This is a genomic window from Nocardia sp. NBC_01730 (assembly GCF_035920445.1).
Classification (GTDB): Bacteria; Actinomycetota; Actinomycetes; order Mycobacteriales; family Mycobacteriaceae; genus Nocardia.
In genome coordinates, this window is sequence record NZ_CP109162.1 from 1,354,012 (window position 1) to 1,371,818 (window position 17,807).

Sequence of the window (17,807 nt, forward strand, 5' to 3'; positions counted from 1 at the left end):
CCCGAGGTTCGGAGTCCGCGTCCGACGGCCAGTCGGCGACGACATGTCGTAACAGCACCAAGACCGTGCGGCTACCTGAGTTTGCCGATACCCAGAAGTCCCGCAACCGCCGCACGCAATAGTGAGGCAGATCCGCTCCCATCCGCGTAGGTGATCTCTGAATTCGCGGCGTTCTCAGTGATGAACCCCGTGGCGGCATGTTTTGCGCATCGGGTTGCGAGCGTGACTACGTCGGCATTCCGGGATTTTTCCCGGAGCGTTGTGTTTCCTACCTTGTCGTGGGAGATGGAGACGCGTAGACCGGGAATCATGCGTGTCAACTCTGCTGAGGTTCGGGCGAGCACGGCCTCGTCCAGCGAATATAGCAAGATCGAAGTCCCGGAGAGCGAATCGAACGGGCTGTCCTCCCCGGGGTCTTCCACTCGTGGCCATTCAAGTCGCACATCGAGTTCATCGGAAAGCTGGCGGGCGAAGGATAGAGTTTCGGGTTCGAGCCGTCCCTGATATCGATTGAGTGGCCGCAGAATCGCAAGAGCGAGGTTTAATCTCGCGCTGTCATCTGGGCATGCGGCGAGCACAAGGCGGTCGGCGAAGTCCAGCGCCGTCACGGCATTCTCAGGGGATACCCATTGGGAACAGGATTCCCGCAGTTCTTCCAGGACTTCGCGGTAGCTACTGGGTGATGGTGAAGAGCGGAGGAAGATCTCAAGAAGGGCATGTACGGTAATGAGATCGCCGGGCAAGAGTTTTTCGAATGTGAGAGCGTAGGTAATGAACTCGCGGACGGTAAGAGGCGCGGATAGACCGTACCCCACGGCGTCGATGACGGACCCTACCAAGTCCCACGCTCGGTGCCACGATTGATCATCAAGTTCAGTGAGTACCTGCGCGAGCGCGATATCGGACTCCGATGGAGAGGGCCAGGACCGCCAGTTCTCATCGCGGCATGCTGCGGCTGCGACCCGGGTACCCTGAGCGGTACCTTGGAACAACTCGATCCAAGACTCGGGTTCCGAGGCTGGTGCTGGATCTGTTGGGAACTCCGCATCGATACCGTTGTGCGTCGGCTGCAGTTCCGCTTCGAGTTCGGAGATTTCAGGGAGGGTTGGAGGCGACACGGTTGCAGATAGCGCGGATGCCTCTTGCAGGAGAACGTCAGGTATTGCGGCTATACGCGCCTCTTCTCTCAGAGTTGAGAGCATTATGGTAAGGCTTTGCGCATCGCGCCGACCGACCGCTGCAGTGAAGAGCACGGTTACTGCTTCGTCATTGTAAAGACGAATATCGGCGCCTACTGGTAGAGGCAGCCCAAAGTCGCGTAGTCGGTCGCAGGCGTCCTGCGTGTCGCCTCTGCCGAGCGGTTCTGTGACCAGCGTGGCGTGAAGCGCATTTAGCACTGCTTCCTTGATTGGGAATGGAGGATCTTGTCGGAGAACATTATTTAAGCCATCGAAGGTGAGTAGGTGGTGGCTCAGGCCAAGTCGATCAAGGCGTTTGATACGCAGGTGAGCAAGATTCGTAGCCGTGATTCCGCCCTGCGCGGCGATCTGCTCGAGAATTGACTTCGACGACCCAACTCCGCCCGCCGCGAGCGACGCATTGAATTCGGCAATCAAGCGTCCCAGCGGTCGAATGTTATTCCATGACCGGACATTCCTGCGAGCGATGGTCTGCTGCATCAGGCTGAGTGCCTTCCGAAGGCTTACTCGATGCTGGCTGTTCGAACTGGTGTGTAAGACGAATGTCGTACCGGCCCCGCCAAAATCGATCACTGCAGCGTCGATTGGGTCAGTTGGGTCCAGGTTGGCTGGAACCGAGTCCCCCCTCGTGCTATAGGTTGGGCCGACGAAGGCTCCTATCAGTTCTCGAACCTGAGTCGCATGGGATGGGGACTTGGCTATTACGTATATAGAGAATGTGTCCGAACCGAGGGAGAAGCGCGGCAGGATGACCGGAGTGTCATCTCCGCGGCGGAGGCTATCCAAGAACGGCCTGACAGAACCCTCGTATCGCGGATTGCCTGCGTCGTTATCGTGGCCCAGGAACTCTTCGAGGAAACCTTCGACACGGGCCGCCTCGGCGTTGCGTTCGGTCCCGGGTTCGTCCCCAACAGTCACGCCTGTTCCTTCCATCGTTCGGAGAAGTCCAGATGAGCCTGGGCGACCTCGGGGTCGTCGACCTTGTAGGTGACCGACTCCTCGTTCTCGCCTAGGCCGCTGACAGTGAAGTTCATCGAGCCGGTCAGCATCCAGTCACGCCCGCATAGCGTCTTCTCATGGATCTTGTCGTCGAATCGGAAGTCGAGTTGGCGCTTCGGATCTGTCATAGCCTGCTGCAGCCGCGCAGCGAAGATCTGATTGTGGGAGTTTTCCCTGGTGACGACGTGGATACGAGAGCCAGCGTCTGCGATGAGGCTGAGTACCCGTGAGAGCCGGCAGATAGTAGGTGGGCTGTCACCGAGCAGTACGTCGAAGGCGCCCTGGGCGTTGTCGAGTACATCGATGTCGGTGATCCACCCTGACACCAGCCAAAGCGAGCCGCCCGGGTGCGCCAATTCGGCGAGCAGCGCGGTACTGAGTATTGAGTCGGCTCGCAGTCGCATCCGATTGCCAGTCCGGACGGTGCGCGTTAGACCGGTCACTGCATTGCCTCCCGCAGTTCAACCTTCGCCTTGTACACGTACCCGAATCGAGTCACCGACTCGAGGTCGCCGTAGACGCGCAGTACGTCGCGATCTATCGGTACCACTGGAATACGACTGATCGCGTCGCTGAAACTAGCTCGATCGCTGACAGGACAGACCAGCTCGACAGCGCCAGTCTCGGCCAATGCCTGCTGATATCTCTTCTCCCACCCGAGTTCCGTCACGTCGATGGTGGGCAGGTTTTCGTCGTGCGCGGCCTCGATCAAGAGCCGATCGATCACCGGCGGGCGGTCGTAGCCGACATACGGTTGGTAGTACTCCAGGTGCTGGGTCCGCGCCTGTGCCCCCCGTGGCCACATCATGCTGAAGGCCTGATCAGCCTTCAGACGCTGTCCGCCAGTTTGGAGTTCACCGATGCCTACGGCGTAGGCGATGACACGAGCGTCGACCTCGAATCCGAGGCGTTGTTCCAGCGCCGTCCATTCATCGAGAATTCTCAAGCTCGCTGCGTCGGTCTCTGGGCTGCTGCCTGGGCGGAGCAGGCGGGTGGAAACTGCCGCCACAGCACCGTGTCGAGGCGGTCCATCCAGTTCGGCCCAGGCGGAACGGAGTTGGCCCAGCGCAATACGGGCTGCTTCGGCTGATTTTGCTGCACGCATGGCCGCCATTGCGAGTGCTGGTTTTCCGGTCGGTCGGTCAGCGACGATATCCCGCAGCAGCCGGGTGACGGTCGAGTCGACGTACTCGTACTCGTTGGGCCGCAATGTACCGGAAACGAGTGACCAGAATCGTCGTGGGTCTGCTGTGTAGAAGCCGGCAATGTGCTCGATGACGCCGACGCCGCCAATTGTGGTCTCAGTCAGCCATACAGTGTCGAACTCCTCGACATCAAGCCCAGGCACCATGTCGACGATCAGGTCGGTCTCCTGAGCATCGGGGCAGGCCCGAAGCGCTGCGGCGAGGATCGCTGCCGCGAGCGAATCTCGATATGCCCGCTGAGCCAGCCCCTGCGTTCGCGCGGCGACATCTTGGTCGATAAGGAGGCGTCCCGCCCGGTCGAGAGCCTCGGTCGCCGTTTCGTGCAGGCTGAGTTCGGTCAACGTTGTGACAAGACGGTTGGTTGTCGGAGCGTTCGACGAGTCGTCTCGATACAGAACGTTGAGAATCTGCTGTAGGTCATCGCGCCATGAGCCACCCTTTAGGGTCGCCCAGACTTGTTCGGGAGACTTTGTTCCATCGAGCCCGGCCAGCGAGAATGCGGTGATGTAGATGAGGGCCAGCCAGTTGCGTTGGAAGGAGTTGCTGACCTCCGCAAGTGTCTGATCCTCATCTACCGCACGGAAGTAAGCTTGAGAACGCCACTGAGGTGATGACACGTAGGTCTGAACGACTGGTGATTCCCAGTCGAGCGGCGCCAATTCGATGCGTATGGCGTCCACGGTTAGGTGGAATCCCATCGCAGCTGGTTTACCTCCGTGGGTGTATCGCAGTCTGCGCCGTTCGCTGGGGAGGCGAGGATTGTTGAACGAAAGATCGCAGTCGGCACCGTATGTCATGCGTCGAACGTCGACGGGATTTCCCCCAGCATGGGTATTGAAGCTCAACCCTCTAATCCGGTCTCTCCAGGGTGACGGGTCTGGGATGTCCGCGTCATTGCGCAAACTGCTGGGTGGCGCGACGATCTGGGTTCCCCACAACGGCACCCCCTGGGAGCGGTCGTTGATCGAGGTAGATGGTTCTTGAAGATTCAGCCGGTAAGGCCGAAGCACCACGTAGTCGCCCGACGAACTGCCGGACAGTTGCCACGTCCCCTCGAGATGTGCTTCGGGTATCAGGCGTTCGCTCAGTTCAATCAGTTCGCTGCTCTCGGGTACCTCGATCCAGGTCCGGTGCTCATCGCGCTCGTATCCATACCGTTTGCTCACTCGGCCAGGGACCGCTTCGCGCAAGGCTTTTGCGATGGGCATACGCGTTTCATCGCCGTTCTTGGTTTCAAACGGCAGTTCGAACGTGACTTCGGGGACGTTCAACGGCTCGAAGAGGGTCCCTGTTACAAACTCGGGGAGCATCGACTTCGGCGCCGCGCCCGGATCGCTTCGGAGTGGTCGCCATCCGGAGCGAAGACGGCGGAGGGCAGTCGGAACAACGGCCAGGAGTATCGACCGCGGCTGCTCCCACATCAATGCCTGGGCTTCGTCGGAGTCGACTTGGAGGGCTGATTGCAAGTGACGGGCCAAGCGGCTTTGAAGTTGGGCGTCGGTGAGCAGTTCCTCAAGGCGATCGGCAAGCCAGGTGGACGCGTCAGAATTCGACTGGGGCGCCCCGCTGTTCGGTGCAGTTAGTAGAGCACGCGGATTGACCCCGTGGTGCGCGCGTTGGAGATCGCGTCCGAGCCAGTCCAACATCGCCTGGCTGGCTTGGATCTTGAGGACGTAGCGGTTGCGGATCGGCAAGTTCTGGGCCGTGATCTCAGGTGCGAACAGGGAGTCATAGCCCTGGTAGCTGAGCCGGTCGCGTCCGTAGTCGGACAGCGTCACGATCGTGATGGGGCGGGTTCCACGTTCACGTCCCGCTCGGCCGCGGCGTTGAATGAAGGCTGCGGCACTGTGGGGCGACCTGTGCTGGAGCACCAGGCCCACACGGGGGTCGTTGAATCCGACCTCCAGCGAAGCTGTGGCCACGGTCAGATCTGCGCTGCGATCCATCCCCGCATCCTGCGATGAGGTGCGGCCGATGTGAAGTTCGCCCGACAATAGGCCTGGGTCCAGATAGCGTCCGATCTTGTCGGTCAAGTCCCACGATTGGCCGTCTCTGTAGCGCTCTTCGTGTTGTGGAAGGTCGGGTGAGCGGAGAGCGGCGAGGACGGGCCCGTACAGCCGACCTGCCCGCGATTGCCTACCCTCGGCATCTCGGAGATTGTCATAGAAACGGTTGGTCACATCGAGATCGTCAGTAAACAGGAAGCCAGTCGAGCCGAAAAGGAAGCGTTGGTTGTCTGTATCAAGTATCCGGCCGAAAAGCATTGCCGTCTGGATCGACGTCGAGAGAAGGCTCGCTCCGGACACCGGATCGCCGCGGAGGGCGATCGCGTACTCTCTGCCGTCCTCTTCCATATCTGCTGGGCTCGGTTCGATGTACTCGACCGTCCGACTGGGTAACCCGGTCAGTTGAGCGAAGAACTGGGTGGCGTCCTTCAGCGTCGCGCTGAGTCCAACGAATGTGACGCGATTCCGAACCGCATGCCTCCAGCGTCGCAGGAGCAGAGCAACCTGCGCGCCGTGGGTGCCGGTGTAAGAATGGACTTCGTCGAGCAGGACCACTGCGGGTGTTTCTGACCCGGACCACCCGAGTAGCCGGCCGAGCCAGGGGTTCGTGCTGTGCCGGTTGAGGATCTCAGTCGTGGTGAAGAGCAGATCGGGAGGGGTGTCCCGAAGCGATTTACGTGTTAAGGCCAGTCGGCCATGCGGAACGACTGTCTTGCAGTTGAGGCAAGTGAGTCTCTCCGAGCGAGCCCTCCGGTCTGCGTGAGACCACAGCAACTCTCCGACCGCGCATTTCGGACAGACGGTGAAGGGGCAGATCAAACCCTCGCCCTGCTGTCGCCATGCCTTGGCAACCGGTTTGGTTCGCTGGTCGAGATCGCCGGGGTCAGAGGGCGTATCACCGTAGAGCGCACCGATACGCAGTGGGCGTCCGCCGCCCTGCGTGAGTCCGGGCTCGATTGTCCGTGCGCTCGAAAGTGCTTCACGGAGTTGGTCGCGCAGCAATTCCTTTCGTGGATAGAGGGCGAGTGTGTGGACTCGCGATCGCCCCGTCGTGGCACGCTCGGCCATCGAGGCAAAGGCCGGGAGGTAGAAGGCCATAGTCTTCCCGCTGCCGGTGCCAGCGCCCACGATCACGCCAGCGGACTGACGTTCGCTGAGTGATCCGAAGATCGAACGGGTAGCTGCGATTTGGAATTGAGACAGTTCCCGTGTGCCGATCAACGCAGCGGCGACGCGGTCCTGAGCCGGTCCCCACCCAGGGGTGCTGTTCAAGTCTAGAAGCGCATCCGGTCCTGGGATGTTTCGCTTGGGGTATCGACGCAAGGGGGCGTCCAGCCGGTAATCCGCGACTAACTGGGGGCTCGCTTGCCAAAAATTGAGCGGTAGAGGCGCCCCACGGTCGCGTGGGGCGAAGATCTGTCGCAGATTCGTGGCCAAGCGTAAGCCCTCGGCGAGGCGGGTTCGATACCGCCTCGGTGAGTGCGGCCGAATCCGGAAAAGGAGTGCCCGATTTCGTAGTTCGTCTAGGACGTCCTCGGGAGTGGAGCCCACCGGAGGCTGCGGATGTGTGGCGAGCGCGTCAGCGATTTCCTCCAATACTTCAGACTCGGACAGCGCGCCATCTGTGACTCCCCAGGACAACAGGGGGAGTTCGAGATCCTCCAATACGTTGAGCAGATGCCCAGCGAATTCTCGGCTGAGATCCGTTGTCACAAGCGCTTCCTCCGTACTTCGATCTCCAGGTCCATGTTGTACTGCCGGAGGAGCGCGATCTCCTCATCTCTGACGTCGCGGAGGGTAAGTGCTTGAGAGCCCAGACGTTCGAGCAGTACTGACAAAGCGACCGGGGTATCGGGGGCCGCATCGAGTTCCTGCGCGACGTGCCGATAGCGCGCAGCAAAGGCCGTGATGTTCGCAACTGTCGGCGGCGCTGATGCGTATGCCTTGAGAGTCTTCACCGCCGACCGGAGCTCGGTCTGGCGACCTTGCGCCAGCATCGCGATTCGGCCCTCGGGCAGAACTTCCAGTTGGTCTGCTGCCCAGGCCTGCCACTGCTTCGCCATCGCATCCGAGAGGATGTCGATTGCCTCGCCGATCTTCCTGTTGGCGCTGATGAATGCTGGATTTCCGGGCAAGCCATCGGCTGCCTTCCGGACGAACTCTGCCCTGCCCCGGTCTACGCCGGAGATGTCGACCTTGCTGCCCGTCGCGTTTTCCACCGCGCGCGCGACCCGGATCTGCATCCGAAGCTCGGCCAGCGCATCACGTAGGTTGCCGACGCGCTCAAGTACGCGTCGTTCCTCCTGCTCGTCCTTGCGTCCGAGATCCAGCCTGCGGGCCGCGCTTTGAAGCCGCTGGGCTTTGGCGAGCACCGAAGTATCAGTCATTCCCCTCGTCCTCCGGTTCGATCAGCGTTGCCCATTCGTCCTGCACGGACTGCAATTGCTGCACGGCCGAGTCGCCGGCGGTATCGCTGCGGGCAGCGGCATTCGACAGGGCACCGGTCAGCCATTCGTCAGCCAGGACAAGACAGTCTCGGATGATCTCGAGGGACTCACTACGATCTCGGGCCGCCGCTTTGACCTTGGCGGAGATCGACTCGGCACCTTCGGACGAGGAGATCTTGTCGAGGTCGTCTTCCAGCGTCGTGATAGTGCGCCACTCCGCCGTCTCCGCGCGGGACAGCAAATCATTGAGCTGGGTTTTCTTGTCTCGGTTCGGCGGCAGCCCGACCTTCTCCGACTCCTTCAGCGCCGCACGGACCGCGTCAATGGTTTCGCGACCGCCGACACCACGAGGAAGGCACTGCCGGACACTGTTGAGGCCCGCGCTCAGCGTCTTGACCTGCTCGTCGAGACATGTGTCCAATCCGGCGAACCCCATGACTGCGTTCCTGACCCAACTCGGTGGTGGTTGATGGCCAGTCCAGGTCCAGGACTGGGCGGCTGTACGGATCAGCGGGAGTGCCCGGGCGGCGTCGACCATCCTTACCGCACCAGTGCCCTGGGAAAGCCCGACACTACTGCTGAGTTTGTCCACCAGCGGAGCCCGATTCTCCATGTGACGTGCGAGAATTTGCTGCCAACTCGTGGTGCGGAGTTTCCTATCGCCACGGTTCCACTCGCGCCCGTCATCCAGGGCTGCCGATAGAAGGTCGTTGTCTGCCATTCCCGGCCATGCCCGCCCGGCCAGCGCGGCACCCAGCAGCGAAGCGCGAAATCCTGTGACCAACTCGGCGTCGGAGATCTCGTAGTGCCGCTCAAGTGCCGCAGTCAGCGCGTCGGATTTCGTTTCGCCGATCCATGCGAGCCGTCTGAGATCTTCGGCGCGGGTTCCCGCGACCCCTGCCTTGGTGCGGAGCAGGCTCTGAAAGAATTGACTGTTCCGAGCGGTTCGTTCGAACGTGATGGGAGCCCTGTCGACTCCTGGCAAGTTCTCACCGACGGCTCCGCGAATGGAGACCACCGTGGAGTTTGCCGGCCACGCCTTGTTTACTTCGTCTGCGGTCATCTCCTTCATCAGCGGCGATGACCACGGATAGCGGCGGATAACCGTCTCGCTCACTATCTTGCGTATGTCCCTGGCAACATCCACTGGAAGTGGCTGATCGCGTGCAGCCCAGTTCTCAACACTCTGGATCCTCCGGCGTAGGGATTCCGGAATCACATCCGTCGGGGCGGGAGGACGGTCTGGGGTTGCCGTACTAACAGTGGGGTTCTTCGGAGCTTTGGACCACCCGACTTCGCTGGGCAGGGGCCGCAAACCGAAAGCTCGGAGGAGCCCGGCGTCCACCTCGGCCGGTTCGGTCGGCGCGTTTCCCCAGAACTCGAGCACCAACTTGTGGCGTTCAGCGTCGGTTTGGTCGTAGGTGTTGACCTCCTCCGCCACCGCAGTCGACAGCGCTTCATCAATTGGTGCGGTACGGAACCGTTCCTTGAAGGTGGGGGAAGGGAACGAACCGTCCGCAATTTCGGCGGAACTGTCGACCAGCGTCGGCCGGAGGACGTTGCTGAGCACCGATCGTGGGATGAATGCCCACTCCTTATCGGCGGGGGCAACTGAATGCACCATCCGTACCACCGCTGGCCTGTTGAATGGGTACAGACCGAAGCCTTCGTCGGTGTGGCCGAAGGACTCGTGACACGGGGCTTTGAGCGGGCAGTTGTCACAACGATTCGGGACAGGCCGATTCTTGAGACCGTCGAGTACTTCGTGACCGATCCGAGCGGCGTTGAGGTACCGGCCGACGAACGAAGCGATTTGTTCGATGCCGTTGTCTTCGGGGCCGAAAACCAGGTCGACGTTGTATACATAACCAGTGGTTGCAGCCGAAACCCGACTCATCACCGTCTCCGGTAGCTCCCGGAAATAGCCGGTGGTTACCGCCATGAGGGTGCGCATAGGCGCGTAGCGCAACTGACCTTCGCGAGTCGCGGCCTCGGTCAGCGCTTCGAGTAATTCTCGTTGGACACCCTGGATGAGAGCGAAGTCCTCGACCAAGAGGATGATCTCTTTGCCTTGACGCGCGAATGCCTGCCGGACCTGCAGCATGGCCTCATGCATTCGGCCGGTCCCCATCTTGGAGGCGCTCTGCACGGCCGCCTCCAAATGCTGGTTGAGCAGATCGGCGGCGGCGTTCTTGAGAACAGGGTCGGACAGCAGTTTTTGCAGGAGACTCTGCGAGATCTTCGCGGCCTGCTTGATGTCCTGCACGTTCAACGGAAGATCGCCGGTGGTAAACCCCACCGGGCGCTCAGGGGCATCGAGGTCCCGGTCATGGAGAAGTTGATGGGCCAACTGCGGCACGAACTTTCCCGGCGCGAGCATGTACGCCTGGATGTAGGGATCTTGGAGGATCGCCGCTAAGCCTTTGGGGCCGGCCAGGACTCGAGCATCTCCTGACAGATCTTTCGCTGTCGTGGCGGCAAGAGCCTCATTGAGTGCGTTGATCAGGCGGCGGGCCAACCCGGTGTCGTCGAGACTGACGCTGAACGAGCGAACGTCGGAACGCAACTGTGCAAGGGAATCGTCCTCAACTCCCTTGAGCAGGGCCTCTACGACCGCCTTGAGACTCGTCTGCGATTTCTCCAGGTAGATCACCTGATACTTGTCGCGTGGCGGAATGTTCTCCCGCACCCAGCGCACGAGATGCGACTTTCCCGAGCCCGAGTCACCCACGATCGGCATCAGAAGTGTGCCGGTGTCGGCCTTCCGGTTCAGGAAGTCGTCGAGAACTGCCTTCTCCGTGACGGCGCTGTCCATAGGGACCAGCGAACGTCCCTGGATGCGGGCCTTGCGGATGCGGAGCGGGGCATGGGTGGCCAGGAAGACCGCCGCGGACGGTTTGACTGCCTCAGTATGGACCGTCCTGCTGGCGGTGTCCGGGTCCCAGCACAGGTGACCGCGAAGTTCAGGCATGAAGATCCCCACCGATCTTTGCGGAGTTGTACGAACGGGGGAAATCCGGATTCTCTGGGTCGTAGACGCTGAGAATCTGCCTAGCGTCCGCAAAACGCTGTAGTTCCAGCCAGCCCTCGTCGACGCCGCGGAGGAGCGCGTGCGACAGCGCCGGGCCGGCACTGTCGTCACCGGGAGAATCGAGCCCGACCGCCAACGAGTACGCTCCGCCGGGCAATACTGGCAGGGACCTACGCAAGCCATGCAGGAAGTCCGTTGCGCTAACGGTGTCGCCTGGCTTCCAGAGTGATCGAACGGTCTCTCTCACTGCTGGGGTGCAGTCGGCCACCACGTGGCTGGCAGTTCCTGGTTTGATTGCCAGCGTTGGCGCTCCGAAGCCGAGGGTTGTTACCCAGGCGACGAATGGTGACCAACGTGCGTTGGTGGAGAAAACTTCGCCGACTTCGGGCTTGAGCGCATTGTTTTGGCGTAGCTCGACAGCCAACCAATTCATTGGCTCGCCGAAAGGATCCTGAGTGAGGAACCAGCACAACGCGCGGCAGAGGTCCCGAGGGCCCACCTGGCTGTCGTCATCGCCGAGCCCCGAATTCAGGTCCGCAGCGAGGACAGCGACACGTAATACGGACACGAACCCGGAGTAGTTCGTACCGTCCAGGTCCTTGGCCGGACCGGTTAATTCGAGTCTCTCATCATCGGACTTGTTCAGCAGCCCTAGGGACGCCAGCCCGTATATGGCTGCATCGAGCAACTTGTCGTCGGCGTAGACGGTGGGTGGGCTGAGCACGTTCCGGGCTTTGTCGAGCCGGACGGGTCGCTTCTCCGACGCCAGAAAACGGACTGTGGCCCACATTGCTGTTGGCAGCACGGGCGGCCCATTGTAGACGTTGATCAATGCCATTTACAGGGACCTCAGCGCTCTGTTTATGGAAATATTGCTGGAGTGGATATCGATCAGCCTGGCACCAGGTCTGCTGGGGTGTTCCAGGTTCCGGCAATGAATGAAGTAGGTGACATCGGAGCTTTCGAATCGCTCGGCTGCCGCACCGTTCATCGATTCCGGGGAGCCGTCGAGGATCCAAACGAGCGGCCCACGGAAGGCGGTGAGCATGTCCTCATCGGAATCGACGATCAGTGCATGCGGCAAGCTTTCACGCTGGATTCGTTTGGTCATGGCATCACTGATCCCCTCTCCGCCGATAATGGTCATGCCACGCCTGCAGAGTTCGGTCACGAGGTCTGGTACCAAATCTCGGCGCTCGTCGTCACGCTCCCACCAAATGTTGAGACTGGTCTGTCCCGGTCCGCGGAAGGTTCCGAGCGGGTCACTTGGTACGTCGAGCCATTTGACGACCGGCGGATGAGGTTCCCAGGGCGTTCGGTAGAATCCACCGGCGACAGGGAACTCCTGGTGCTCACGACAATGGGGGCATCCCCGGCATGCGGGCGCGGTTTCGAGAGTCCCCTCCGGGCGCTGAACAACGTAGTAATCAGACAGCACATCAGCGATGCATCGATCGCCCCGAACTGCTGCGCGTAGTCGCTCAAGCGCAGAATTTTGGCTCGTCAGGATGCGATCTCGCGTTGGGCCGATTCTTCGCAGGAAGTAATCTCTGTCGTTTGTTCGGCCGTCCATCAGTTGGACATCGACCCTGGACGGCAAGGACTCAAGGTATCCCTGCTGCCGTCGCTGCCAGGTATCGTGAGGTTCATCTTCCGCCTGCTGAGGAGCCTTGGGTGAGGTCAGTTCAACGAGCTTGGTTCGAACCATGAGGTTCAGCGCTCGAATATTCCAGAGGCGGTTGGTCTTAAACCCCATGGAAAGCCTGGCCGGGTAGCTGTCCAAGTCGATCTGGTAGACGCCATCGGCGTCGGGAGGAATGCGCCGCTGAAACATCGCATCCCAGCGTTCCCAAGCAGTCTTCGGCAAGAGGATTATCTCGGCATTCAATGACTCTGCGACCCGAATGTCTTTTTGCACGGTCGCCATATATGCAAGCGAAGGGCTGCCATCGCGGCCGCCACGCCCGACTTCCTGGTAGTAACGGTCGACGGTTTCGGGCATGCAGGCGTGGACCACTGTTTTCACGTCGGAGAGGTCGATTCCCAGCCCGAAGGCGGATGTTCCAATGACCGTATCGAACCGAGTCGGAATTCTGCCAGTAGCGTCGCGGCCTCCCCAGCCTTCCATCGCCTCTCGACGATCTTCAGGTATAGATCTGCCCGTTACCGCTATCACGCGACGCATTCCGGATTCCGCTAACAAGGCGGCCCAGTCTTTTGCTGCCTCAACGGTGGACACATAGAGGATCGATGGCTTGGGTAGCCTGGCGAGAGCGTGCATCACCGCTTCGCGGCGGGCTACTTCAGTGGGAAGTGATTCGATGTAGTAACTGGGTTCCGTACGGAGTTGTGAAGCCCAGACAAGGTCGGTTGCCTGCGGGGCACCGAATAGGTTCTCCAAGGTCTCGATCTGCTGGGCCGTAAGGGTTGCACTCATCGCGATCGTTCTAGGCTCACGCCCAGCGGGGGCCCGGCGTAGCCAGTTTCGGCGTTGTCCTGCCATGGTCTGGAAGTCGGGCCGGAACTCGTTCCCCCACTGCTCGACCAGGTGAGCCTCGTCGATTATGAAGTAGCGGAGCGATCCCGCTGCGGCTGCTTCATCCAAGGGCCGCTGCAAGGTAGTCGTAACGGCCTCTGGCGAGGTGAACAGGATGGGCTGGCGCCCGTATCGAACGTCGTCGCAAAGTTGTTTCTTGACGTCCTCGGAAAGATCACCAGTGAAGGCGTAACGTCCCGTAGGCGACTTCACGCCCCGGGCTTCGAGCAAGTCCCGAGTACGGCGTTCCATATCGAGAGCCAGCACAACGGTCGGAACAACCACGATGGATCCGCCGTGCGCCCGACCTCCGAGCAGCGTCGGGGCGAGGGCGACCGGGGTCTTTCCGTGTCCAGTAGGGAGACAGACGATCGCCGTGCTTCCAGGCGGAGCCATGATGACACTCCGTGCTGCCTGCCGCTGACCAAGAGAATAATAGTTGTCGTAACCAAGCGCTGTTGCCCAGAACGGATCCCCGAGCACATCGTTGAAACTACGACGCTGTGCAGAGTCTCGGCCGAGATAGATCTCCTTGAGGTCAGCTTTCGCCGCATCGGTGGCTCGACCCTCAGAAACCGACGGATGCCAAGGCTGAGCCGAGACGCTGATTGTGCCGACCGTGGTGATTAGAGCCTCACATCCGGAACTTCGCCACTGTTCGACGGTGGGCATTTCTGAAGTGACAGGTACGAGTAGTGGCGACATGTTGCCGCTCGCACTCGCCTCTAGCAAGATCTGCCTGGTCAGCGATGTGATATCGCGCCATCCCGCAGAGCGTGTTCGCAAACCCGCCAAAGCGTCAGCGAGTCGGCGGATGGTGCCCTGAATCTCTGATGAGTCCATTTCGGGCCATGCGGAGAACAGTTGCTTGGCTTTGACCCAGTCACTTGCTGTCACGCCGCACCTCGCGTCCCGCGCGAATGATGCACGTAGCGGCGATTACCTTCACCGATGGCTGGGACAGATCTTCGATGAGGGCGTTAACCACGGCCGTATCGGTCAACAGGCTTTCGGCGTCACCAACGAGGTGACCCGCAGCTTGACGAGTCTGAGCCTGCGCCATCGAGACCGCAGCATGCAGACGTGATTGTTCCTGAGCCCGACCGCATTTTTGGGCGAGGTCAGTGACCTCTGAAAGATGGTCGCGGGCCGTTCTCGCGGCAAGATCTGCTGCGCTGCGATAGCGGTCCCAGCCACCGAAGATCTCCAACAATTCAGAGGTAGTGCTCATGTTGTAGTTATGGTCCCGACTGTTGTCATACGCACGATTGAGCCACCCCAGGGCCCGTTCGTCCGAGATCGGCGAGGATGCACCAGCTTGGATCCAAACCTTGAGAGTGAACGGCGGCAGCAACCTATCTGCCTGACGGCGAAGTGCGGTCAGAGCATCAGCGTGGCCTCTGACCAGATCTAGAGCGCTGGTCAGGTCGGCTTCTACGAGGTAGTCGAAGCCGAAATAGGCGGTGGGATCGCCGTGATAGCGGTCGTCGATCCGGCGGAAGGCCGATGCCTGTCCGCGGTCGTCGAGGTAGATCGCCTGGGCTAGAACATCGACCAGTTGATTTCCGGTGCGGAAGAGTCGTGTGCCGGGTGCCCGCAGGGCAGCAGACCGATTGAACGCGCCTTGTACCGCTGCTCCGGGCAACTGTGCTCGCGCGGCCTGCCACTGGCGGGGATCAATCAGCGGCCGGGACTGCCAGGGGTCGAACACCACATTCGCACACCCGTCGACGGTGCGGTCGACGTGTCGCAGTTTGATGCCGCCCTCGTCTGCCACATATCGGAGCATGGCCTCCCGCATCCCGCGCCAGTGTTCCTCGATCGCCAACACAGACTCTGCGATATCCCGGCCCTCGGTAGATGTTTCGTGAATCGCTTCCAGCATGTCCATCTTGTCGATCTCCTGCTGGGCTGTTTGCAACTCTTTGTGGACCTGCTCGGCTTTGGCTTGCAATCCTTCCGGTCCGTATTCGAGGGCAGCAGTCCAGACTTCATTGAGACCCTCGGAGATTGCATCCTGGAGGGTAGAGACGGAGTCGGAAAACACACGGAAGCCCCGGGTGAGGAGTTGGGCCCAGGCCTCGAGGAATGATGCGCCCGGGTCGTGGTCGGCCACTCTGTATTGCAGCGCCGGGGTCATGGGGCCACGATGGACGGCTTGATAGCGGTCGACTCGCCCCAGCCGTTGTTCAAGTTGGTTGGGTGACCACGGCAGGCGGACGTGGACGATGGCATCTGCAGTCTGGAGATTGAGTCCGTCCTCGGCTGAATCGTCAACTACGAGGACTCGACTGCCTGTCTGGTCGATTGCTGACCAGGCCGAAACGGCCTCGTCCGACGCATCCATATCAAGGCGTCGGCTGTGCTCGTAGACAGCCAGCTTTTTGAACCGCTGTGCCAAACGGTCGGCAAGGCTGCCAGCGAGACTCCCTGGCCCGCAAAAGAGTACGACTCGGTGACTGCCTCGGAGTGTCGGAAGCATCGCGTTGATCAGATCATCGAGGTGCTCGACGGAATCCGTGGTGGGCCCTGCGGACCGTGACCGGAGCTCGTCGAGGATGGTGCGCTCGAAATCGAACAAATCCGGTTCTGTCAGCAGAACCCGTTCGCGTTCGCTGAGACTAGCGCGGGTAGCTGCGTTTTCATCCTTGGTGACTCGCCATTCCAGGGCGTCTTGAAGATCATGGGGGAGCACGGTCCCCCTGGAGACCAGGATGCCGAGGATCATGCTGTAAGCGGGCTTGTACTCTTCCAAGCCGTTGTCGAGTAGGTGATCCCAGACCTGCGAGCGCCAATCGGACAAGATCAACTGTGTGAGATCGTGTGCCTCACTACCAATCACGATCGCTTCGGGATCTTGCCGGCCGCGTACTGCGTACGGCAGAAACTCGGCGTCAGGATCATCGTGCAGCACAGTGTGACGGCGATGCCGAATAACCCGCCGGTGCAGCCGGTAGGCCTCGCTGATATGCGCTCGTAGAGCCTCGGTGCGCGCCTTGAGTTCCAGAGCGTCTGCACTCGACAACAGTTCGTCGTCATCGGCCAGTAGATCGAGAACGAGACGACTGAGCTCGGCGAAACGCTTGTCCTCCGGAGGCAGTAGTTCACGGATCCTGGTGATCGCGGAGGGTAGGAGGTAGGTGTACTCGCTATCGAGCGCGAACACGCAGTCGGCCAACTTGGACCGCAATCGGTACTTGTCTTCGAACGCATCGCGGTCGGTCCAGCGGTAGAGGTCTGGCGCGAGCAAATGGAGCATGCCCAGTTGCGTCAGGTAATGGGACATAACGGGGGTCGCTGACAACAGCAGGAGGCGTGTCGAGGAGTGCGCCAAGCCCGCAAGCTCCCGGTAAGGGGACTCATCGGGGCCGCTCGCGTGGACGAGGCGGTGCGCCTCATCGACGACCACAAGATCGCTGCCATGATTTTTGGCCCATCGCTCTGGATTCTCATGCGCTACGCAACTGATCTTGGCGCGAGGGAAGTCTTCGATGAAGAACTTGAGGCTGAGCTCCCGGATCCACTGCCTCCTAAGGACATCCGGGGCCACGATGCAGATCCGCGCATCTGGTTTGTCGATCAAAGTCTGCCGGATGACAAAGCCGGCCTCGACGGTCTTGCCCAGGCCAACCTCGTCAGCCAGTAGGTATCGCTGTACCGGGTCGGCCAGGACAGTCAACGCAGCGCGGATCTGGTGGGGGAAGAGTTCGACCGCGGAGGACAACAACGCCGGGGTGTTAGCGCTCGCCGCCCGTTGGGCTACAAGGTCTTGAAGGAAGGGGATGCGGGCGTCGTGGAAGTAAGCTGATTCGTGCCCGCCAGCGGTCAATACCGTGACCGGGTCCGCAACGGGGCGATCCCACCGCACCCGGAGTTCCTTCTCAGGGATAGGAAAGCCGAACTCGTAGTTGGGGAACTGCACGTAGTATTTTCCGCCGGCGGACGCCTGGACGCGGCCCGCGAGCCAATCGCCAGTATCAGGGTTACGGCGAAACACCCGTGTTGCCTCTCCGAGGACAGCAGGGCGGCACTTGGTCAAGGGCACGTGCTCAGAGAGAGCCACCGGCACAGCAACGGATTCGAAGAAGTCGACGCGGGCGTGCCCATCGCTGATCTCGCCCACTCGTCCGACCCCCGGAGAACCGACACACTCGACCAATTGGCCCACCGCGAATCGATGAGTCACAGTTAAGCCCCCTCTAATGGTCCCCGTCGTGATACCTCGATTCATATACATACATCGCAGCACCGACAAGATCGGAAACAGACTGGCGTCCGCTTCACTCGCTGGACTCGACAGGCATCCTCGGGCTCCAAATAGCTTACGGGAGTGTCAGATAGGGCTGGGCCGGCGCACGCTGTACGTGGTGGCCTGTCCCCGGTG

At 60.8% G+C, this 17,807-nt stretch carries 8 protein-coding genes; all 8 read right to left on the reverse strand.

Features of this window, described 5'->3' with window-relative positions; all coding sequences use genetic code 11:
* Window positions 1–71: 71 nt before the first annotated feature.
* The 8 genes from dpdD to dpdE are packed head-to-tail and all read right to left on the reverse strand — an operon-like array spanning window position 72 to window position 17,660.
* On the reverse strand, window positions 72–2,117 hold the full coding sequence (gene dpdD / locus OHB12_RS05250; RefSeq protein WP_327116671.1) for a protein DpdD: 2,046 nt from the start codon (window positions 2,115–2,117) through the stop codon (window positions 72–74).
* Window positions 2,114–2,641 (reverse strand): phospholipase D-like domain-containing protein DpdK, encoded by a 528-nt coding sequence (gene dpdK / locus OHB12_RS05255; RefSeq protein WP_327116673.1) that lies wholly within the window; start codon window positions 2,639–2,641, stop codon window positions 2,114–2,116. The genes dpdD and dpdK overlap by 4 nt, the downstream gene beginning before the upstream one ends.
* A complete protein-coding gene (dpdJ, locus tag OHB12_RS05260) occupies window positions 2,638–7,122 on the reverse strand; it encodes a protein DpdJ (RefSeq protein ID WP_327116675.1) in 4,485 nt (1,494 codons plus the stop codon). The genes dpdK and dpdJ overlap by 4 nt, the downstream gene beginning before the upstream one ends.
* On the reverse strand, window positions 7,119–7,796 hold the full coding sequence (locus OHB12_RS05265; protein ID WP_327116677.1) for a hypothetical protein: 678 nt from the start codon (window positions 7,794–7,796) through the stop codon (window positions 7,119–7,121). The genes dpdJ and OHB12_RS05265 overlap by 4 nt, the downstream gene beginning before the upstream one ends.
* The gene (gene dpdH, locus OHB12_RS05270) at window positions 7,789–10,827 is read right to left on the reverse strand and encodes a protein DpdH (protein WP_327120899.1); all 3,039 of its coding nucleotides are present in this window, start codon (window positions 10,825–10,827) and stop codon (window positions 7,789–7,791) included. Before dpdH ends, OHB12_RS05265 begins: the two co-directional genes overlap by 8 nt.
* On the reverse strand, window positions 10,820–11,725 hold the full coding sequence (dpdG, locus tag OHB12_RS05275; protein ID WP_327116679.1) for a protein DpdG: 906 nt from the start codon (window positions 11,723–11,725) through the stop codon (window positions 10,820–10,822). The genes dpdH and dpdG overlap by 8 nt, the downstream gene beginning before the upstream one ends.
* Window positions 11,726–14,320, reverse strand: coding sequence for a protein DpdF (dpdF, locus tag OHB12_RS05280; protein ID WP_327116681.1), 2,595 nt, complete (start codon window positions 14,318–14,320; stop codon window positions 11,726–11,728).
* On the reverse strand, window positions 14,307–17,660 hold the full coding sequence (dpdE, locus tag OHB12_RS05285) for a protein DpdE (RefSeq protein ID WP_327116683.1): 3,354 nt from the start codon (window positions 17,658–17,660) through the stop codon (window positions 14,307–14,309). The genes dpdF and dpdE overlap by 14 nt, the downstream gene beginning before the upstream one ends.
* Window positions 17,661–17,807: the final 147 nt, after the last annotated feature.